This window comes from Frigoribacterium sp. PhB107 (genome assembly GCF_003751515.1).
Taxonomy (GTDB): domain Bacteria; phylum Actinomycetota; class Actinomycetes; order Actinomycetales; family Microbacteriaceae; genus Frigoribacterium.
In genome coordinates, this window is the sequence record NZ_RJKU01000001.1 from 668,920 (window position 1) to 690,240 (window position 21,321).

At 73.7% G+C, this 21,321-nt stretch carries 13 protein-coding genes; 1 reads left to right on the forward strand and 12 read right to left on the reverse strand.

Annotated features, from left to right (window positions below; all coding sequences use genetic code 11):
* Positions 1-93: 93 nt before the first annotated feature.
* The 5 genes from EDF18_RS03030 to EDF18_RS03050 all read right to left on the reverse strand — a co-directional run bounded on the left by EDF18_RS03030 (position 94) and on the right by EDF18_RS03050 (position 4,859).
* Positions 94-1,425, reverse strand: a complete 1,332-nt coding sequence (locus EDF18_RS03030; protein WP_123546278.1) for an RIP metalloprotease — start codon at positions 1,423-1,425, stop codon at positions 94-96.
* Positions 1,426-1,562: 137 nt separating this feature from the next.
* The gene (gene dxr, locus EDF18_RS03035; protein WP_123546280.1) at positions 1,563-2,642 is read right to left on the reverse strand and encodes a 1-deoxy-D-xylulose-5-phosphate reductoisomerase; all 1,080 of its coding nucleotides are present in this window, start codon (positions 2,640-2,642) and stop codon (positions 1,563-1,565) included.
* Between the two features lie 44 nt (positions 2,643-2,686).
* Positions 2,687-3,673: an FKBP-type peptidyl-prolyl cis-trans isomerase gene (locus EDF18_RS03040; RefSeq protein WP_123546282.1), complete on the reverse strand. Its 987-nt coding sequence runs from the start codon at positions 3,671-3,673 to the stop codon at positions 2,687-2,689.
* Between the two features lie 2 nt (positions 3,674-3,675).
* A complete protein-coding gene (locus tag EDF18_RS03045; protein ID WP_123546284.1) occupies positions 3,676-4,239 on the reverse strand; it encodes an FKBP-type peptidyl-prolyl cis-trans isomerase in 564 nt (187 codons plus the stop codon).
* 140 nt (positions 4,240-4,379) lie between these two features.
* On the reverse strand, positions 4,380-4,859 hold the full coding sequence (locus EDF18_RS03050; RefSeq protein WP_123546286.1) for an OsmC family protein: 480 nt from the start codon (positions 4,857-4,859) through the stop codon (positions 4,380-4,382).
* A gap of 38 nt (positions 4,860-4,897) precedes the next feature.
* Between EDF18_RS03050 and EDF18_RS03055 the strand changes: the two genes are divergently transcribed.
* Positions 4,898-5,926, forward strand: coding sequence for an asparaginase (locus EDF18_RS03055; protein WP_123546288.1), 1,029 nt, complete (start codon positions 4,898-4,900; stop codon positions 5,924-5,926).
* Here EDF18_RS03055 and EDF18_RS03060 read toward each other — a convergent pair.
* The 7 genes from EDF18_RS03060 to EDF18_RS03090 form a co-directional block, all read right to left on the reverse strand.
* Positions 5,907-6,851, reverse strand: a complete 945-nt coding sequence (locus EDF18_RS03060; protein ID WP_123546290.1) for a hypothetical protein — start codon at positions 6,849-6,851, stop codon at positions 5,907-5,909. The two genes, EDF18_RS03055 and EDF18_RS03060, sit on opposite strands and share 20 nt — an antisense overlap.
* Positions 6,852-6,953: 102 nt before the next feature.
* Positions 6,954-9,029: a zinc-ribbon domain-containing protein gene (locus EDF18_RS03065; RefSeq protein ID WP_123546292.1), complete on the reverse strand. Its 2,076-nt coding sequence runs from the start codon at positions 9,027-9,029 to the stop codon at positions 6,954-6,956.
* Between the two features lie 8 nt (positions 9,030-9,037).
* The gene (locus EDF18_RS03070) at positions 9,038-11,401 is read right to left on the reverse strand and encodes a transglutaminase domain-containing protein (RefSeq protein ID WP_123546294.1); all 2,364 of its coding nucleotides are present in this window, start codon (positions 11,399-11,401) and stop codon (positions 9,038-9,040) included.
* Positions 11,398-12,849, reverse strand: a complete 1,452-nt coding sequence (locus EDF18_RS03075) for a DUF58 domain-containing protein (protein WP_233568957.1) — start codon at positions 12,847-12,849, stop codon at positions 11,398-11,400. The genes EDF18_RS03070 and EDF18_RS03075 overlap by 4 nt, the downstream gene beginning before the upstream one ends.
* A complete protein-coding gene (locus EDF18_RS03080) occupies positions 12,846-13,817 on the reverse strand; it encodes a MoxR family ATPase (protein ID WP_123546296.1) in 972 nt (323 codons plus the stop codon). The genes EDF18_RS03075 and EDF18_RS03080 overlap by 4 nt, the downstream gene beginning before the upstream one ends.
* Positions 13,818-13,854: 37 nt before the next feature.
* Entirely contained in the window at positions 13,855-19,665 is a 5,811-nt protein-coding gene (locus EDF18_RS03085; protein WP_148050031.1) for an Ig-like domain-containing protein, read from the reverse strand.
* Positions 19,666-19,715: 50 nt separating this feature from the next.
* Positions 19,716-21,146: a serine/threonine-protein kinase gene (locus EDF18_RS03090; RefSeq protein WP_123546300.1), complete on the reverse strand. Its 1,431-nt coding sequence runs from the start codon at positions 21,144-21,146 to the stop codon at positions 19,716-19,718.
* Between the last annotated feature and the right edge of the window lie 175 nt (positions 21,147-21,321).

A 21,321-nucleotide genomic window follows, 5' to 3' on the forward strand; every position in this document is an offset into this window, starting at 1 on the left:
TCGTAGACCCGTGCGCTGGGCGCGCGATGTCGGAGGCGAGGACGCCCAGCGGGCCAGCAGGTCAGGACGTCCGCGGGCCGGCTGCCGAGCGGGTCAGCGGATCAGCGAGATCGGGTTCACGATGTCGGCGTAGGCGAGCAGCAGCCCCATGCCGCCGAGGACGGTCACGACCGCGAACGTGAGCGGGATGACCTTCGCCGTGTCGACGGGCCCTGGGTCGGGACGGCGGAAGAGCTTGGCGAAGCCACGACGGATCGCCTCGATCAGCGCGCCCGCGACGTGGCCGCCGTCGAGGGGCATCAGCGGCACGAGGTTGAAGACGAACAGGGCGACGTTGAGGCTCGCGAGCAGGCTCACGAGGAACGCGGCCCGGTCGATGAACGGCACGGTGTCGAGGCTGACCACCTCGCCCGCCATCCGGCCGACCCCGACGACGCTCACAGGGCCGTTCGCGTCGCGCTCTCCCCCGCCGAACGCGGCCTGGGCGACGGCGACCATGCGCTGCGGCAGGTGCACGATGACGTTCGCGACGTGCCCGATGTTCGTGCCGACGGTCGGCAGCACGGCCGTGACCGGCTGCTGCACCGTCACCGTCGCGAAGCCGATGCCGACGAAGCCGACCTCCTGGGTGACCGGGGCGCCGTCGTCGCCCACGACGGGCACCCCCGCCGAGTCGATCACCTGACGTGCGGAGAGCGCCGGGGTGACCTCGAGCGTCTGCTCGCTCCCGTCTCGCTCGACCACGACGCTGAGGGTCTGGTCGGGAGCCGCGCGGAACGCGCTCGTCACCTGGTCGCCGTCCGTCATCGCCACGCCGTCGATCGACACGATGCGGTCGCCGTTCTCCATGCCGGCCGCGAAGGCGGGCGCCGCCGTGGCGTCGGCCGGGCACTCGGTCTCGGTCGAGCCGGCGGGCAGCACGCACTGGTTGACGAGGCCGACGGTGGTGCTCGACTGCGCCGTGCCGAAGCCGCAGAGCAGGATCGTGAAGAGCACGACCGCGATGAGCAGGTTCATCGTCGGCCCGCCGAGCATGATGATGATCCGCTTGTAGACGGGCAGCCGGTAGAAGGTGCGGTGCTCGTCGCCCTGGTCGATCGTGTCGGCGCTGGCGGTGCGCGCGTCCTGGACGAGGGTCTGGAAGAAGCCCGTGCTCGCCGTCCGGCCCCTCTGGCCCTCGCGTGCCGGCGGGTACATGCCCGACATCGAGATGTAGCCGCCGAGCGGCAGCGCCTTGACGCCGTACTCGGTCTCGCCCCGGCGGCGGGAGAAGACCGTCGGCCCGAACCCGATCATGTACTGCCCGACCTTGACGCCGAACTTCTTGGCCGGCACGAGGTGCCCGATCTCGTGCAGCGCGATCGAGACGGCGAGCCCGATGACGATCACGACGATGCCGAGCAGGTAGAGCAGGACGGTTTCCACCGGGCAAGGGTAGCCGTCCGAGACGGGGAGCCGGCCCCGCACCGGCCATGGCGACGCTGTGAGGGGTCGGGGCCCGCGCCTCCTCGGCCCGGCCGTGTGCCCGACGCACTGACGGCGGGACGGCGGGACGGTGGCCGCTAGCGGCGGGCGAGCAGCGCGTCGGCAGCCTCGCGGGCCCAGCGCTCGGCCTCGAGCACGCCTTCGAGGGTGCTCGGCCCCGCTGTGTGCCGGTCGACGACCTCGCGCACGGTGTCGAGGATGCCCAGGTAGCCGACCCTGCCGTCGTGGAACGCGTGGACGGCCTGCTCGTTCGCCGCGTTGAACACGGCGGGCCAGGTGGCGCCCGCCCGGCCGACCTGCTTCGCCAGCAGCACGGACGGGAACGCCTCGTCGTCGAGCGGCTCGAAGGTCCAGGTGGAGGCGGTGGTCCAGTCGAGGGGCACGCCCACGCCCGGCACGCGGTCGGGCCAGGCCATCCCGAGCGAGATCGGTAGTCGCATGTCGGGCGGCGACGCCTGGGCGATCGTGGAGCCGTCGACGAACTCGACCATCGAGTGCACGATCGACTGCGGGTGGACCGTCACGTCGATGTGGTCGTAGTCGACGTCGAAGAGCAGGTGCGCCTCGATCACCTCGAGCCCCTTGTTGACGAGCGTCGACGAGTTCGTCGTGACGACGCGGCCCATGTCCCACGTGGGGTGCGCGAGGGCCTCGGCGGGGGTGACGTCGGCGAGGGAGGCGCGCGTCCGGCCGCGGAAGGGCCCGCCGGAGGCGGTGAGCACGAGGCGACGGACCTCGCCGCGGTCGCCGGAGCGGAGCGCCTGCGCGATGGCGGAGTGCTCGGAGTCGACCGGCACGATCTGCCCCGGTGCCGCGCGCTCGCGCACGAGGTCGCCGCCGACGATCAGGCTCTCCTTGTTGGCCAGAGCCAGCGTGGCGCCGGAGTCGAGCACGGCGAGCGTCGGCGCGAGGCCCACGCTGCCCGTGATGCCGTTGACGACGACGTCGGCCTCGACGTCGCGGACGAGCGCCACCGACTCGTCGGTGCCGAGCGCGGTGTGCTCGACGCCGAAGCGGGCTGCCTGCTCGGCCAGCAGGGCGGCGTTCGAGCCGGCCGACAGCCCGACGACAGTGAACAGGTCGGGGTGGGCGGCGACCACGTCGAGCGCCTGCACGCCGATGGAGCCGGTGGAGCCGAGGAGGATGACGCGACGCATGCGGTCAGCCTAGGGGCGCGCCCGGCCCGGTGCGGAGGTGCCGCTCAGGCCACGGCGAGGACGTCGATGACGAAGACGAGCGTGTCGCCGCCCTCGATGCCCGCGCTCGGCTGTCCGCCGTCGCCGTAGCCCTCGGCGGGCGGGACGACTACGAGCACCTGCGAGCCGACGGTCTGGCCGATCATCGCCGCGGCGAAGCCCGGGACGACCTGCGCGGTCGAGAACGGGGTCGGGGTGCCCTCGCCCCAGCTCTCGTCGAAGACCTTCCCGTCGCGCCAGTTGACGCCCTGGTACTGGACCGTCACGTTCGCGGGGTCGGGGACGACCTCGCCGTCGCCCTTCTTGAGCACCTCGACCTGCAGCTCGGCCGGCGGGTCGGAGTCGGGGATCGTCACGGTCGGACGGCCGTCGTCGGCGAGGCTCACCTCGGGGAAGCCCGGCTGAGCGGGCTGGTCGACGCCGGTCGCGCGCGTCGGCACGATCGAGAACGTGTCGACCACGATCACGGCCGCCGCGTTCGGCGGCGCGGTGCCCGTCTGGGCCGGCTGCATGTCTGCCGCGCTGGCGACCGTCACCGATCGCGAGCCGGCCTGGTTGCAGAGCAGCGCGGCCTCCAGCCCGGGCACGTAGTAGTCGGCGCTGATGGTGAGCTGCTCGCCGCTGCCGCGCTCGTAGCCGGCCGAGCTCAGCTCGGCGCCGGTCGTGGCGTCGAAGACCGTCACGGCCACCTGCACGACGTCGCCCGACTTCGTCTCCGGCCCGGTGCCCTGCGAGACCACGGCCCGCTGGCTCGTCGCCGCGCCCAGGGGGCCGGAGAGCGCGATGGTCGGCTTCTGCCCCACCTCGCCCGACACCTCGACCGAGTCCGCCTCGGCGCCGCCGCCGAGGCAGGCGGTCGCGGCAGGGCTCGCGCCGGGCGTGGTGGCCGACGGCTCGGGCGCCGCGTCGTCCGTGCAGCCGACCAGGGCGACCGCGAGGAGCGGCACCCCGACCAGGCCGAGGAGGCGCGCGCGGCGACCGATGACGGTCACGGTCAGTTCGCGGCCAGGATGTCGATCACGAAGACGAGCGTGTCGTCGCCCGCGATGCCGGCCTGCGGAGCGCCCGCCTCGCCGTAGCCCTCGGCCGGCGGGATGACGACGACGGTCTGCGAGCCGACGGTCTGGCCGACGATGCCCGCTGCGAAGCCGGGGATGACCTGGCCGGTGCCGAACGTGGTCGGCTCGCCGCGCTTCCAGCTCTCGTCGAAGACCGTGCCGTCCTTCCAGAGCGAGCCCTGGTACTGGACGGTGACCTGGGCGCCGTCCTCGACGACGGGGCCGTCGCCCTTGATCAGCGTCTCGACCTGGAGCTCGGTCGGCGCCTCCGTGCCCGGCAGGGTGACGGTCGGGCGGCCGTCGGAGTCGAGCTCGACCGTCGGGAAGCCGGCCTGCGGCTCCTGCGCCTCGCCGCTGGCACGGGTGGGCACGTCGGAGGGAGCGCTCGACGACGAGGACGGGGCGGAGGTCGCGGTGTCGCCGGTGCTGGCCTCGGAGGCACAGGAGGCGAGGCCCAGCACGAGGACGGGGACGGCGAGCAGGGAGAGGGAGCGGCGCATGGGAGTCTCTCGATCGAGGGGCGGGGACGGCGCGGAGCCGGGACGGCACGGAGCCGCCCGGGTCGCGAGGCGCCGGGTCAGGTCATTCTGCCCCACGCTGCCGCAGGGCCCGCTGAACAGCCGAGGCACGTCGACCCGGATCAGGAGGCGGCGGCCACCAGGGTCGTGGGCTCGTGACCGACGGGGAACGCGACCGACGCGGCGATGAAGCACTTGCGGGCGGCCTCGGCGTGCAGCGTGCCCGCGAGCTCGACCATCGACGCGTCCGCCACGGTGACGACGGGTCGCAGGGTGGCCGAGGTGAAGCGGCCTCCCCCGTCGGCGGTCTGCGTCATGGAGCCCTCGGCCGAGTCCCGGTAGGCGACCACGACCACGCCCGCGGACGCGGCGACGTGCAGGTAGCTGAGGAGGTGGCACTCGGCCAGGGCGGCGAGGAGCAGCTCCTCCGGGTTCCAGCGATCGGCGTCGCCGTGGAACGTGCGGTCGGCAGACCCCTGGATGTCGTGGAGCTTGCTGGCGGCGGAGACGGTGGCGTCGCGACCGTAGCTGCGGTACGACGTCGTGCCGGCTCCCCGGTCTCCCGTCCAGGCGAGGTCGACGGCGTAGTGGTGGTCGAGCACGGGATCCTCCTCGGCGGGGCGTCGATACACTCCCCATCATGACCCACCTGAGCGCTTCCGCCGGCGACCCGCGCCGTCCCCTCACCGCCGACGGGAGCGTCGAGCTCGCCGTCCTCGTCCGTTCGGGCCTCGAGGAGAGCCGCCACCTCGGCGCCGCGGTCGTCGTCGGGCCGGACGGGGCCGTGCTCCGCTCGGTCGGCGACGTCGGGGCCTCGATCTACCCCCGCTCCTGCCTCAAGCCGCTGCAGGCTCTCACCGTGCTGCGCGCCGGCGTCGACCTCCAGGGGCCGCAGGCGGTGCTCTCGACCGCCAGCCACGCGGGCACCCCCGCCCACCTCGAGGTCGTCGAGGCGATGCTCACCCGCGGCGACCACGACGAGCACGACCTGCTCTGCCCCGCCGACTGGCCCGGCGACCGCCGCAGCGCCCGCCTGCTCGACGAGCCCCGTCGCGCGGCGATGAACTGCTCGGGCAAGCACGCCGCCTTCCTCCTCGCCTGCGACCGGCAGGGCTGGGACGCGGCCACCTACACCGCGATCGACCACCCCCTCCAGGCGGCAGTGCGAGAGACCGTCGCCGAGTTCACCGGCGAGGTCGTCGACCACGCCGGGACCGACGGCTGCGGCGCTCCCGTGTTCGCCACGACGGTCACCGGCCTCGCCCGGGCCGTCGGCCGGGTGGCCGGGTCGGCGGGCGACGTCCGAGACGACCGAGACCCCGACGCGGCGCACCTCGTCCGCTCGGTGCTCGCCGACGCGTGGGCCATCGACGGCCCGGGACGGGACAACACGGTCACGATCGACGAGCTCGGCGTGTTCGCCAAGCTCGGGGCCGAGGGCGTCATGGTGATGGGGACCACCGGCGGCGTCGGGGTCGCGGTCAAGGTGCTCGACGGGAACGTCCGCGCCGGCACCCTCGTCGCCCTGCACCTCCTCGTGGAGCAGGGCGTCGTGGAGCAGGCTGCCGCCGACCGCGTCACCGCCGCGACCCTCGAGAAGGTGCTCGGCGGGGGCGTCCCCGTCGGCTCGCTCCGACTCAGCGGGGCGCTCACGGCCGCTCGGGCCTGACCCGCTGACGGCGACGTCCGTCGGGGGCGTCGGGGGCCTCGGGGGCCTCGGGGGCGTCGGGGGCGTCGAGCACCGACGTCCACGCCGGAGCGACCGGCACCGAGCAGGCCGTGCCGTCGCGTCGGACGACGACCACCGCACCGTGGCGCGAGATCTCGACGACGCAGGCGGCGGACGGGCCGGAGCCACCGCCTCCTCCGCCCTGCCCTGCCTCGGCCTCGGCAGCTCGGCTCTCTCCCCCATCGTGTTCGTCGGCCACCGTCGGCTGCCAGGTCACGAGGCCGTCGTGAGAGCCCCGGTGCCGCAGCTGGGCGCGGTAGCCGCCCGCGAGGGACCGTGCCAGCAGCTCCGGGCCCCGCACGTGCACCCCGCCGGCGGCGTCGACGCAGAGCGGACCGTCGGACAGCTCGTCGACGCGCCGTCGGAGCACCTCGGTGCGGGCGTGACGCACGACGGCGGTGCCGGTGTCGCCCACGAGGACGATCCCGCTGTCGACCCGGCCGCTGCCGAGCACCACGAGGGAGCGCACGCCCACGACCGGTGGGACCTCACCTCGACGGAGCCGTTCCACGAGGTCGGCCGAGGTCGGCCAGACGTGCTGCAGGGAGCGACGACGTGAGTCGAGCCGGGCGTCGCAGATCGCCTCGGTCTCGTCGAGGGCCGCGAACCACCGGTCTCGGGCGGCGCGGGCCGCCTGCCGTCCGACGAGGCCCGCGAGGCCCTGCGCCGAGGCCACCGACGCCCCGGCCAGGAGGACGGCGAGGAGGTCGAGGTCGCCACGGGCCGCTCCCGCACCCCCGACCGTCAGGCCGGCGACCAGGGCGGCGGCGACGGAGAGGACCCGACGCGACGGCTCGGGCGACGGAGAGGGCACCACGACCACGCCGGGCGAGGAGGAGGTGGTCGCGGTGTCGGGGACGGTCACGAGGTCAGCCCACCACGACGACCCGGCACCGTAGCGGCTGTCCCCGACCCGAGGTCGGACCTCGGCTCGGAGAGCGGCCTGGGGAGGGATCAGCTCACGTGATCAGCTCACGATGAAGAACTGCTCGCCGATCTCGACCCTCGTGCCGCGGGCCACGCGCACGCGCGTTCCCGGCTCGACACGTCGCGCGGGCTGCTCGTGGGGCCGCACGACGGTGCCGTTGCCCGACCACCGGTCGCTCACCCAGAGGGCCCCGAGCTCCTGCCCGAACTCGAGGTGGGTCTTCGAGACGGACTTGCCCGGGTCGGCGATGCGGACGAGGTGGTCGAACCGCTCCCCCGGCTGCGGTGTCGGTGCCCGTCCGAGCAGGCCCGAACCGTCGACGGTGACGCTCTCGCCCGTGCTGAACTGGAAGAGGTACTCCGTGCCGACGGGGCCCCTCCTCACGAGACGGGTCTCGTCGACGTCGTCGTCCGTGACCAATCGGGAGCGGGCGTCACCGGCGAGGAGACCCGACAGGGCCGACGCCGGCGCCGACGTCGGCATGGGAGGCAGGTCAGGGAGACCTGTCCCGCCGTCTCCTGCGGTCGCCCCCGCCCAGCGGCCGGGGACCACCCCCGGCTGGACCGGCGGCTCGGACCTCGGAGCGGTCGGCCGGTCGGCCTGTCGCTCGGGCCGCAGCTCGGCACGGTGCTCGTCGACGACCGGACTGGCCGCGCCGCCCGCGTCGACGACGCTCTCGGGATCGGGTGCGGGTGCCGGTGCCGGTGACGCTGCCGCAGCGCTCGGACGCCACTCGGGCGGCAGCGGGGCGACCGGTCCGGTGAAGGACAGCGCAACCGACTGCACGACGGCCCCGCACTCGGGGCAGAAGATGTCGTCCTCGTCGAGCAGGGCGCCGCAGTGCGTGCAGTGCTCGACGACCTTCTGCTGACCGGGCTCGACCAGCGGGACAGGGTCGCCGTCCGGCACCGGCGCGACCGCCGGGGAAGCGCCGGGGACGGCCCGAGGCAGCGGTGTCACCGGAGCCGTGTCGCCGGCCACGCCGTCGAGAGCGGGAGCCGGTTCACGGAGGGGCACCGGGGCCACGGGGTCGGCCGCAGACGGCCGCCCTGGCTCGGACGACTGCCCGGGCTCGGATGCGTCGGGACCGGGGTGGGGTGCCACCTCGGACGAGAGCTCGGGCTCGGCGGCGTCCTCGCCGTCGTCGGCTCCGGGGACGGGCCCCGCGGGGTCGGCCGGTCCCGGCGTCTCGTCCGGCGCCGTCTGGGTCTCGGTCGTTCCCGGGGCGGAGCTGTCGTGTCCGTCACCCGAGTCGTCCCCGTCGGCCGCGGCCGAGGAGCCGACGACTCCGCCGCCCTCGGGACGGGCGGCGTCGTGCCGGACGCCGGACGACTGCCCGGCCTCCTGGCCGGATGCCTCGGCCGCGACGGCGTCGTCCGCCGGGCCGGCCGCCGAGGGCGTCTCGTCGCGCGGGGCCGGGGCCGGGGCCGGGACGTCGTCCTCGGAGGGCAGCCGCGAGAACGACGCGGTCCACAGGGGGGCCGACGTCGGTCGCGGGCCGTTGTCGGCGTGCGGAGTGGGCGCACGCAGAGGTGCGGGCGCGGGCGCCGGCGCCACGGGCTCCGCAGGCCGAGGAGCCGGTGCCGGTGCCGGTGCCGGTGCCGCCGGCTCCGCGACCTCCGACGGCGACTCGGCCGAGGGCTCGGCGGACGACGGATCGTCCTGTCGCGCGCGGGCCTCCGCCTCGCGGTCGACGAGGGTCGCGTCAGCGCCCGTGATCTCGACCGACCGGGCAGGGACGATCCACGCGGGAGGCGCCTCCTCGGCTCCGGCCTCGGCCGCGCGACGCTCGCCCCCTGCGCGCTCGTCCCCACGATCACGGTCGGGGGCAGCCTCGTCGCGTGCGGCCCCGACGGGTGCCTGGTCGACCGGCTCCTGCTCGACGCGACGGTCTCGGACCCACCAGGGCGCGTCGCCCGACGTCGTGGGCCGCGGCGGCTGGCGCAGCTGCCACGCCGGCGGCTCGGCCTGCGCGCCCGCGCCTGAGCCGGCTTCCGCGCCCTCGTCGCGACGTGCGGCCGCCGCAGCGACGTCGGCGCTCGTGACGGCGCGGCCGCACACTCCGCAGAACATGGCGCCGACGGGCAGCGGGCTGTCGCAGGTGGGGCAGTGCATCGGGACCTCTAACGCTCGGGACGTGTCCCGCCATGGTATCCACGGAGCGAGCGGAGCGAGACCGCGGCCTTGGCGCGCTGCCACCGCGTCAGGTCGGCGTCGAGCGCCCGGCGCATCTCGGCCACGGCCGCCCAGACGCGGTCGGCGTCCTCGGCCGGCGGCGGCGTCGGGGCGAAGACGGCCCGGTCCGCGACGCGGGCCAGCACGGCCGGCCGGGCCCCGCCGACCGCCTGGGCGACCTCGCTCCGCGTCCCCGACCGCGGCGTCTCGATGCCGTGGTCGACGACGGCGTCCTCGAACTCGCGCCACCCGCCCGTGATCCGCGAAGCGGCGTCGGGAGCACGACGTCGGGCACGGCGACGGCGCAGCTTGACCGCCACCACGGCCAGGAACGGCGCCGCGACCACCCCGGCGACGAGCGCCGTCCAACCGATCACCCGGACGACGACGAGCAGCACCGCCAGCCAGGCGGGCGCCGTGTCGGGGTCCTCCTGCTCGGACTGCGGCGGCGTCTGGTCGTCGCGCACCTGAGGCTCCTGCGGCGGCGGCTGGACGACCGACTCGGGGCGCGAGACCTCGCTCGGGTCCTGCACGACGTCCTCGGGGATGGGGCGCTCGGCCGGGACGGGATCGAGCGCGACCCAGCCCGCCTGGGCCGTGTCCACCTCGATCCACGCGGTGACGTCTCCCCCGCGCACCGGCACCGGGCCGGTCGCGTCGGCGAGCTCGTCGGCGTCCGGGACGAAGCCCATGACCACTCGCGAGGGGAAACCGAGCTCGTCGGCCATCAGGGCCGCGGCCGTCGCGTACTGCTCGGCGTCGCCGACCATGACCGGGTCCGTGAAGAGCTGGGCGATGCGCGCCGAGCCGTGGCCCGACAGGCTGATCGGCTCGTCGGCTCCGACACCGTGGCTGATGTAGCCGTCCTCGGCGAGCAGGTCGAGCACGGCCTGCAGGCGGGCGCCCGGTCCCTGCACGCCCTCCGCCGCCTCCTGCACGGCGTCGGTCAGCTCGTCGGGGACGGCACGGGGCGAGGGGACCCGGGCCGAGCCGGGCGTGAGGCCCTCCAGCTCGCCCTCGGCGGGCTGGTCGGGCAGCACCGCCTCCAGCCGGTAGCGGTCGCCCTCCTCGAGCCCGCCGACGACGGCGGCGGTGCCGCTCGTGTCGTTGTAGAAGAAGGCGTCGCGCCGGTCGGTCGCCGTCGCGCCGCCGAAGTCGATCGACTCGAACTTGCCGACCGTCGGCAGCCAGACCCCGCTGTACCCGTCGACGGTGACGGCGAGGGTGGTCTGTCGCCCGGACACCCCCGACTGGTCGAACACCGAGGGGACCCGGTCGAAGGAGCCGGACTCGCTCGTCACCTCGTCGCTGCCGACGGTGTACGCGACGCCGTCGTACGTGTCGAGCGTCGCGAGGCGAAGCAGCTGGCCGGTCGCGAGCCCCTCGACCTCGAAGAGCGTCTCGTCGACCGTCGGGTCCTGCTCGTAGACGCGGAACCTCGTCAGCGGGCTGACCACGTCGCGGGGGTCGAAGGGCTGGACGACGACGGTCCGCGCGACGGTGCGCTCCGCGGCGGGAGGGACGACGGCCACGGCGCCCGCGGCGGCGGCTCCGGCGACGACGAGGGTGACCACCGTCCCGGCGACGGCCCTCCCGGCGACGGAGCCGTGTCCGTGCGCCCGTGCGCCCGCCGAGCCTCCCCCGAGGGCCTCGACGGCGAGCCGGCGACGACGGAGGCGCCACCAGACCACCCACGCCACCGAGACGACGAGCACCGTGAGCCCTGAGACCACCGGCAAGAAGGCCTGTGCGGGGCCGAGGACGATGCCGGCCAGCCAGACGACGACGGGGCCGAGGGCCGCGAGCTCGGCCCGGCGCGACCGCAGGGCCGTCGTCAGCCCCACGACGGACGCCAGCAGCAGGAGGACGAACACGGGCACGAGCAGGGACTCGTAGCTGCCGACCGGCAGGGTGATCGTGACGAGCTGCTTCCAGGCGAGAGCGGTGCCCGTGACGAGCTGGCCCAGGCCGCCGAGCGTCGGCACCACGCCCCACAGGGCCTGCGACGGGACGGCGAGCGGCACGCCGAGCAGCAGGTACGCCGCGACGGTGAGCACCAGCACCCCGAAGCTCGAGAGCCGCAGCACCGCCCCCGCGACAGCGACCACGCTGCCCACCGCCACCGTGACCAGCGCCAGCACGACGAACTCGGCGCTCTGGTAGACGGGCCAGAAGACCGCCGCGGCCGCCAAGAGGGCCACGACGTGCAGCCCGCTCGCGAGCAGGACGAAGGAGGCGCGCAGCCGGGGTCGGCGGACGCGCGTCCGGAGATCGCCCGGCCGGGACGCGGCGGGAGCCTGGACGCCGGTCATGTGGCGGCCGCCCGGGCGAGCGACTTCTGCAGGTCCTCGAGGTAGCCGATGGTGAGGACGGTCAGGTCGCTGATCCGCGTCATCCCGGGCACGGCCTCGGGATCGCAGACGATGGCGACCGCCTCGACGCCGACCGGGAAGTGCAGGCCGGCCGAGCGCAGCTGGGTCAGGGTGGCGGTGCTGCCGACGACGAGGAACGCGACGGAGACGCCTGCGACGCGGTCGCCGGCCACACGGGCGACGTCGACGATGCCGAGGGCCGACTCCGCGTGCTCCACCACCGCGAGGTCGTCGAGGAGGCGCGTGCGGGTCAGCGTGCTCAGCGACCGGATCTCGAGGGTCTTGCGCTTGGCGAACTCGGGCGTGCGCTCGCTGACGACGACGCTCACCTCGCGGGCGTCGCGCACGGCCCGCGCCCCCAGCGAGCCCGCGACGCTCACGGCCAGCTCGAACTCGTCGTCCGAGGCGAAGTCGGCGGTGGCCAGGCTGAGCGCGATGACGATGTGGCTCCGCCGGCTCTCCTCGAACTGTCGGACCATGTAGGTGCCGGTCTTCGCCGTCGACTTCCAGTGGATGTTGCGCCGCTCGTCGCCCGGCTGGTACTCGCGGAGCGCGTGGAACGAGATGTCGCTCGGCGAGAGGTCGCGGGTCGGGTTGCCCTCGAGGTCGCGGATGAGGCCCGTGCTCGTGCTCGGGATGCCGATGGTGCGGGGGTGGACGAACATCTCCGTGACCCCCGTCCAGTCGAGCTCGCGCCGCACCAGCCCGACGGCGTCGCCGCGGACGGTGCGGACGGGACCGACCCGGATGACGCCGCGCCGCTGGGTGGGGACCGAGAAGGTCTCGGTGACGCTGTCGCCCCCACGGAGGCCGGGCAGGCTGATCTCGGCGAGACCGGCCCCCACTGGGATCTCGACCGAGACGCCGAGGATGCGGCGGCGGGTCGGGTTCTCGACGACGACGCTGCCCCAGGCGGGCTCCCCGACCGTGACGCGCTCGTGCGGGATGTCGAGCGCCACGCGGAACGCGTTGCGGCCGATCAGGCTCAGGCCGGCGACGACGAGCACGACGAGCGCGGCCCAGGCGACCACGACGAGCTCGAGCCAGCCGAGCAGGTAGCCGACGACGAAGCCGACGGGCACCACGACGAGCACGGCCCAGCCGACGGGCGTCACGACGCTCGAGACCGCCCGGAACGCCCGGGTCAGCCACGCCCTGGCAGAGCGGAGGAGGCGCACGGCGAGGACGAGCGCGTCGGCCACGGGCCCGGAGCGGTCGCCCACGATGCGGGTGCGCGCGTTCGTCAGCCCCTGGGTCCCCGTCGCGAACCCGCCGTCGAAGCCCGTCCGCGACTGGGTGCGGCCGCCGCGGGTGTGCGTCCGGCTGCGGGACGCGTCGCGGTCCCGACGTGCGCGGCTGTCGGTGCTGCCTGGTCCGGCGTCGCTCACACGGCGATCCGCTCGGAGGGCGGCGGCGTCTCGATCAGCAGCTGGCTGACGATGCTCGACGGCGTCACGCCGTCGAACTCCGCCTCGGGGTCGAGCACCAGCCGGTGGGCGAGCACGGGCTCGGCGAGGGCCTTGACGTCGTCCGGCACGACGTAGTGGCGCCCCTGGGAGGCGGCGTAGGTCTTGGCGGTGCGGACGAGGGCGAGGGCGCCTCGCACGCTGACGCCGAGCCGCACCTCCTCGGCGGTCCGCGTCGCCTCGACGAGGCGGGCGACGTAGTCGCTGATGGTCGACTCGACGTGCACGGTCCGGGCGAGCTGCGCCATCTCGGTGACGACGCCGGCCTGGACGATGGGGCTGAGGCTGCCCTCGTGGACCCGTGTCGCGGAGCCCTCGAGGATCCGGACGGTCGCCGCGTGGTCGGGGTACCCGATCGACGTCTTCATGATGAACCGGTCGAGCTGGGCCTCGGGCAGCCGGTACGTGCCGGCCTGCTCGACGGGGTTCTGGGTGGCGATCACCATGAAGGGGCTGCCGACGTCGTGGCTGACGCCGTCGACCGTGACCCGGCTCTCCTCCATGACCTCGAGCAGGGCCGACTGGGTCTTCGGGCTGGCCCGGTTGATCTCGTCGGCGAGGACGATGTTCGAGAAGATCGGCCCTCGGTGGAACTCGAACTCCCCCGCCTTCTGGTCGTAGATGCTCACGCCGGTGATGTCGCCGGGCAGCAGGTCGGGCGTGAACTGGACGCGGTTGCTCGTGCCCTGCACGCTCTGGGCGATGGCGCGGGCGAGCGACGTCTTGCCCGTGCCGGGGAAGTCCTCGAGCAGGAGGTGCCCCTCGCTGAGCAGCGCCGTGAACGACAGTCGCACGACGAACGTCTTGCCCAGGAGGACCTGGTCGACGTTCGCGACGAGGCGACCGAAGATCTCGGAGAACCAGGTCGCCTGCTCGGGGGTCATGCTCATGCGGTGTTCGTCTCTCTCGTGGTGGTGTGAGTGGCCATCATCCTGCAGAACACGCGGTCTCCAGGTACTTGGGATCGTCGTAGGTCGCCCCGTTCGCGTCTACCCTGCTGACCACGCGGACAGCGTCGGCGTTCGACGGGACGACGGACGTCCGGGTGTACGGAACATCATCATCCGGCCCTGCCGACGCCCACTCCCTGGCCAAGGGGATGCCCCCGACGTCGAGGGTGACGAGTCGGAACTGGACCGACATCGACGTGAGGACCGCCTCTGACGCGTTCCGGGGATCGACCACGTCGAGTGGCTGACCGACGTTGCAGATCGCGCTGGGTGCCCGCGTCGTCAGCGGGACGGCCGAAACCGCATCCGAGGCCGGGCCGCACTCGACACGCGTCGCGCCGGAACGACATCCTCGGAAAGCCACGGTGACGATCGAGCCGTTCGCGGCGTCGTTGGCGATCGTCCGATCCCCGCCCGTGGGGACGTCTGCCCATGCGCCACCCGCGACTCGGTACTGGTACTTGTCGACCGCACCCGAGGCGTTGACCTGATCGACGGCCAGCTTGAAGAGTCCGGAATCGCCGGTCGAGACGACTCGGACGGTGCCGGTGGCTTTGCCCGGGGGCGTGACGCTCTCGGTGGCAGCGATCGCCGAGGAGCAGAACAACCCGTTCGAGGCGACGACCGTGTAGGTATAGGACCCCTCTGGCGGCGAGTCGTCGACGACCGTCGCCGAGGTGTTCTCGACGATGCGCTGCCCCGACGCGGTGCACCCTTGTGCAGGGGCTGCACTGCCGCTCTGGCGGTAGACGGAGAAGGTCATCGTTGCGCCCCCGGCCGCGACGGGCGCAGTCCAGCGAACGGTCGCGTCGTTGGCCGTCGACGTCGCCGTGACAGCGAAAGATCCAGGCGTCCCCACGGCCGTTCCCCTCGCGACTCCGCTCCGTGCCCAGTCCGCCTCGCTCGAGACCTGTGCCCGGTTCTTCGCGTAGACGCGCACGTCGTACACAGCGCCCGGTGTGCCTGCGAATGAGGCTGTCGTGGTCGACGAGGTGATCGCCACAGGGGCGTCCGCCGGACCGGTGACCTCGACCACGTAGCCGCCGGCACCCAGCACGGGGGTTCCCCGCTCTGGCTTGGGCACGGGGTTCCACCGGACGACGAGCTCGTTCGGCGTCGTGGACGACGGCGTCACCGTGACTCCGGTCGGCGCGGCCGGGACGAAGTCGGCGCTGTACGAGGGGCTGGCCGCGCTGGGAGCCGAGTCGCCGAGGCCGTTCGTGGCGACGACCGTGAAGCGGAACGTCTGCTCGGGGTCGAGGTCGGTCAGCGTGCAGACCGTGGTGAGTCCGCAGTCCTTCGAGTACGAACCGCCCGCGCTGCCCGTGCCCGTCAGGCGGAAGCGCGTCAGGGGCGAGTTGTTCGCCTGGGGTGCGGCGTAGCTCAGGGTCAGCTGGCCGCCCGTGAAGGTGCCGGTGCGGACGGGAGCCGCCGGAGCGTCCGGGATGTCCTGCACGGAGATGGTCACGTTGCCCCACACGTACCGGTCGGGGTCGTCCGTGACGTCGGCCACGCGGTACTGGAGGTTGGTGTCGCCGGGCTGGGCGCCCTGCCCGACGGTGACGGCGAGGGTGCGGTTGTCGGCGCTCGGCGTGACGCTGACGCCTGCCGGCAGCCCGCCTCCGCCGAGCCCTCGGATGTCGACGACGCGCAGCGGCTGGCCCGGGAACGGGTTGGTCGCCTGGTCGTTCGCGAGCACGTCGATCGAGGCCGAGGTGCCACGGCGCACCGCCTGCGTGTCGGCCGCGGGCTGCGCCAGGGGCCTGCTCGAACCGACGACGGCCAGGCGGATCGCCCCGGCCTGACCCGTCGTGACGGCGTCCGCCACCGACACGGGCAGCGCGCGTGTGGTGCCCTTGGGCGTCCCCGAGTCGGCCGTGATCGTGATGTCCCGACCGGAGACGCTGACCGCGAAGCCGGGCACCGCCTGGGCGTCGGCGCTCCAGCGGAGCTCCGAGAGGTCGTCCGGGTACGGGTACGAGGTGAGGCGCTGCAGGTCGAGGGTCCGCGACTGCCCCGGCTCGAGGTCGACGGAGGTGCCGGTGAAGGTCGGCGGCTGGTTCTCCCGCGGGGTCACCGTGATGGGCAGGACCAACGTCGCCGTGCGGCCCGAGGGGTCGTCCGCGGACGAGCCGTCGGTCACCTCGAACGAGACTGACGCGGTGCCGAAGTAGAGCTCCTCCGACGTGTAGGCCAGGGTGGTCGGGCCGACGACGAGGTCGGAGCCGTCGGCGTGCGTCGCCATGACCGAGTCGTCCCCGGTCAGGCGGATGCTCTTGCCGCCGGCGGCGATGACGTACCGGGTGAGGTCGATCGTCAGCCGGTCGCCGCTGACGACGGTGAGGGGACGTGCGGTCTTGTCGAGCTGCGGCAGCGCGTCGTCGAAGCCCGGGACCCGGACGAACGCGTAGGTGCGGACGGCAGGGTCGTCGGGGTGCGACACCGAGAACGGGATGATCTGGCTGGAGTCGGTGATCGTGACCCGCACGCGGCGGTCCGGCGTGATCTGCGAGGTCGTGTCGTAGCCGGGCTCGAGGTCGAGCCCGAGCGAGGAGACCGGGCCGTCGGCGAAGAAGACGTTGGTCAGGACGTTGACGTCGACCGACTGCCGCCCCGCGATGTCGCTGAGGTCGAGCACCGTGTCGTCGACGACGGGGTGGTTCAGCGGCGCGTCGGCGTCGACGTTCACCGTCACGAAGCTCGAGCTCGAGCCGCCCTGCTCGTTCTCGACGGTGTAGACGAGTCCGTACTGCCCCTCGGCCGCGGGCGGCCGCACGGCGATCATCGTCCCGTCGACGACCTCCGCGGTCGTGTCCGCGTCGTTGGCCTCGACGCCGGTGACGGACAGCGCCCCGCCGTCGGGGTCCGAGTCGTTGTCGAGCACGCGCACGGTGATCGTGCCGCCGGGCCGCATGGTCACGTCGTCGGCCACGGCGATCGGGTTGCGCGAGCCGTCGGCCCGTGCCGAGATGCCGATCCGTACCTTGCCGCTGGCGCGCGCGCCCAGGCCGTCGACGACGGTGTAGGTGAAGGTGTCGGTGCCCGCGCTCGTGCCGTTGGCCTGGTACTCGATCGAGTCCGTCCCGACGCTCGTCACGCTGCCCTTCTCCGGGTTCGTGCCGACGCCGAGCAGCGAGACGCTGTCCCCGTCGGGGTCGACGCCGTCGAGGGGCACGGTCACGCGGACGGACTCGCCCGCGACGACCCGGGCCGTCACGGTCTGGGGCACGGGCGGGTTGTTCGTCGCCACGTCGGCCTCGCGCACCGCGATGGTGACCTGCGCGGTGTCGCGTTGACCGTCGCGTCCCTCCACCGCGTAGACGGCGGTCACGTTCCCGGGCGTCGTCGGGGCGAGGTACCGCAGGATCGAGCCGGACGCGAAGAGCAGCCCGCCGTCCGTCGGGACGTCCTGGACGAGGTCGGGCACCAGCGTGATCTCGTCGCCGTCGGGCTGTTCGTCGTTGGCCAGCACGTCGATGTCGATGGCGTCGCCGACGCGCACGGTGACCTGGTCGTCGGTCGCGACGGGCGGCTGCGTCTGCGAACGCCGCGGCGTCTCGATGACGGTGACCGTGCCCTCGGCCGAGGCCAGGCCGTTGGTGACCGTGTAGGTGAAGGTGACCGGTCCCTCGTCGAGGGGCGCGGCCAGGGTCAGGCGCAGGTACCGCTGGTCGAGCGTCTCGACGCGGACGCCGGACGACAGCGGGACCTCGGAGGTGGACGTCACCATCAGCACGTTGCCGGCAGGGTCGTGGTCCGTCGCCACCACGTCGAGGGTCTGGCTGCTGAGGGTCTCGACGAAGACCGTCTTCGGCGTCGTGACGGGCGGGCTCGACGGATCGGGCGGCGACTGGACGTCGACCCTGATGGTGCCGGTCGCGGTCTGGTCGCCGTCGGTGACGGCGTACTCCAGGTTGTGGGTGCGGACCTCGTCGCTGACGAACCGGAACGTGCCTGCCTCGTAGCTCGGCGTGACGGTCGACCCGTTCTTCGCCGGCACGCTGTTGAGCCGGATGGAGCCGGAGCCCCCGCTCGCGTACGGGAGGGGACGCACCGTGATCTGCTGGCCCGCGTAGGCCTGCACCGAGAAGGAGTCGGCGGTGAGCGGCGACGACCCCGCGACGCGGATCGTCATGCTCCCTCGGCCCTCGACCTGGCCGTCCGAGACGACGAGCCCGACGTCGAGCGTCGTGGCGCCGGCGCCCGCGTCCTGGTAGACGACGTCGCCCGACGGCTTGTACGAGACGCCCTCGCCGCCGGCGGCACTGGTCAGGTAGAACGCGTCGCCGTCGGGATCGACCCAGTCGCCGAGCACGGAGGTCGTCACGCGCCCCGACGACGACACATCGGCCGAGGTCCGCCGCACCTGTGCCGGGGGGCTGTTCTCGCCGGGCGCTCGCACGGTGACGGTCACGGTCGCCGTCGCGGTCCCCCCGCGCCCGTCGCTGATGGTGTAGTCGAAGCTGAACGACCCGGTCGCCTCGTCCGTGAGGGTGAGCAGCACCTGCTGGCGGTCGTTCACGACGTCGAGGCGGCCCGTCGCCGGGTCGAGGTCGGACACCTGGTCGACGACGAGGGGGTCGCCGTTGGGGTCGTAGTCGTTCAGCAGGACGGAGAGGGTGCTGGCCCGACCCGGGCGCGCGCCGAGGTCGTCGTCGATCGCCACCGGGGGCTTCTGGTCGGGATCGAGCTCAGGCGGCTCGTCGGTGGTGTCGTTCTCTTCTTCTTGCTGCTCGTCGTCGCGGTCGAGGAGCTCGTCCCAGTTGTCGATCAGCTGGCCGCGGCTCTGCACGGCCCAGCTGCTGCCCCCGACGGGGTCGCTGAGCACGGTCCGACGACCGTTGACGTCGAAGACCAGTGCGGCCGCCCCCGGCACGCCGTCGAGCTGCATCACGCCGCCCCGAGCCCGCGAGCAGTCGCTCCAGGCGGTGCCGCCCGACCAGGCCGCGTACGTGCACGTCCCGACGACAGCCGGCCGTGCGGGCAGCCCCGTCTGGTCGGTGACGACCTCGCTCGGCTCGCCCCCGTCGAACGGGACCCGCAGGAGCGACGTGCTCGTCGCCACCAGGATGCCGTCGCCCTCGTCGGAGGCCTGCTGGAGCGCGAGCCCGCCCGCGGCGGAGCTCGAGAGGTCGACCTCGTCGCCGTCCACGACGAGACGCCCGGCCTCGACGTCGAGCACGGCCCAGTGCGTGCCCACGCTCGTGACCTGGTGCTCGCCGGGGCCCGTCAGGGACGTCGACCGGGTCGAGTCGACGTCGAAGGCGTCGCCGGGGCCCACGCGCGACACGTCGCCGCTGGCGGCCGAGAAGACGGTGACCGTGCCGTCCGGGGCGACGCTCGTGACGGCGTCCTCGCCGAGGCTGAGGTCGGCGTCGTCCTCCGCGCTGAACGTCGCCAGGTCGGAGACGGGCAGGCTCCACAGCTCGCCCGTGCCGCCCGACACGACCACGGCCCGGTCGCCGGACAGGAGGACGTCGGGCGAGTCGGGCGGCAGGGGCACGCTCTCGCCGATGGTGGAGGTCGCCGGGTCGACGATGCCGACGGTCGCGCTGCTCCGGTCGACCATGAGGACGGCGTCGGACGACTGCGCGACGGACAGGTCGCCTCCGGTGCTCCTGACGGCCGCGTTCAGCTCGGCGACATCGGTGTTCGCCCGGCCCAGCGCCGTGCGCGAGCCGTTCGCGACCCAGACGGTGCCGTCGTCGAGATCGAGGCGCTGGGCCTCGTAGCCCGTGCTGGCCACGGCCACGGTGACGACGAGCGCCGTGACGGCGACCACGCTCACGCCGGTCGCCACGGCGGACCGACGTGACCGGGCCCAGGCGCCGAGGCGCGTCACTCGCCGCCCCCGGCCACGGCACACTGCTCGCCGCTCGGCTCGCCGCTCTGGCCAGCCCGGTTGACGCTCACCGTGATGCAGAGCTGCTCGCCCGTGTCGGAGGCGCTGGCCACGAAGCGGTTGGACGTCTGCTGGCTCGTGTCCGAGCCCGTGGAGATGATGTAGGCGTCGCCCGAGCGGAGGCCCGGGTCGCTCCAGGTGAAGACGACGGACGAGCCCTCGGTCGTGGCCGAGATCTCGGAGACGCGCGGGATCTCGGTCGACGTGGCCCGCACGAGGACGAGCGTGGCCGTCGCGCCCAGGCCGATGGCGACGACGGCCGCGGCGACGAGCGACCAGACGAGCACGAGGGCACGACGGCTGCGGGGCGCTGGTCGGGTCCCCGTGCTGCGCGGCACCGCCCTGCTGTGCCCGAGTCCCGAGCCGTGGACGGCCGCCGCCTGCGCCTCCGTCACGCGACGGCGTCGGCGACGACGTCGGGTCGACTGCACCGGGGCGGCACCGCGCAGGCGCGTCCTGTCCTCGAGGTCGGCCACCGTCGCGAGGGCCCAGTCGTCGACCGCGACCTCGATCGGGGTCTGCCCCACGCCGAGCTCGGACTCGACCTGCTGCAGCTCGCGCAGCAGCTCGAGGACGCTCGCCTGCCGCTGCTCCGGTCGCCTCGACATCGCCCGGGCGAGGATGCGCTCGAGGCTCGCGGGGACGTCGGTGCGGCCGGTCGGCGCCAACTTCGCCTTGTCGATCCGCCCGATCAGGTCGGAGGCGCCGTTCTTGTCGCTGCCGAGGATCTCGAAGGGGCTGCGGCCGGCGAGCAGCGAGTACACGGTCGCGCCCAGCGACCAGACCTCGGACTCGATCGTGCCGTTCGTCTCGTCGAGGAGGACCTCGGGCGCCGACCAGGGGATCGACATGCCCACCGCCTCCTGCGGCTCGCTCTCGCTCAGCGAGGCGGCGATGCCGAAGTCGGACAGGACGGGGTGGCCGTAGGCCGTCATGAGGATGTTCGAGGGCTTGACGTCGCGGTGAAGCACGCCCTGACGGTGAGCCGTCTCGACGGCGCTGCCGATCTTGACGCCGATCCGCAGCACGTCCGCGACCGGGATGCGGTCGCGGCGGTAGCGCTCGCTGAGCGACGACGAGCAGAGCTCCATGACGAGGTACGGGCGGCCGTCGGCCGACACGCTCGCCTGGTACACGGTGAGGATCGAGGGGTGCGCGCTCAGCTGGGCCATGAGGTTGGCCTCGGCCTGGAACATCTGGCGGACCTGGTCGTTCACGACCTCGGTCAGCATGACCTTGACGGCGACCTGACGCCTCGGCATGTTCTGCTCGTAGAGGAAGACGTCGGCGAAGCCGCCGGAGCCGAGCACGTGGACATGCGAGAAACCGGGCAGCACCGGCGGCGGGGACGGCAGTCGTCGTGCCACGTCACCCTCCTCGGCTGTCTCCGGCGTGCGCCCGCGCAGGACGCGCCGACACGCTGCCGGCCCTCGCCATTGTAGGTCGGGCCCTCGGGGGCCGTGCCCCGTCCGGCTCGGACGGGGGACGACCGACGGGCCCCCACTTCGGGGGAGGAAGAAGGCCTCGACGCCTGTGGACGAC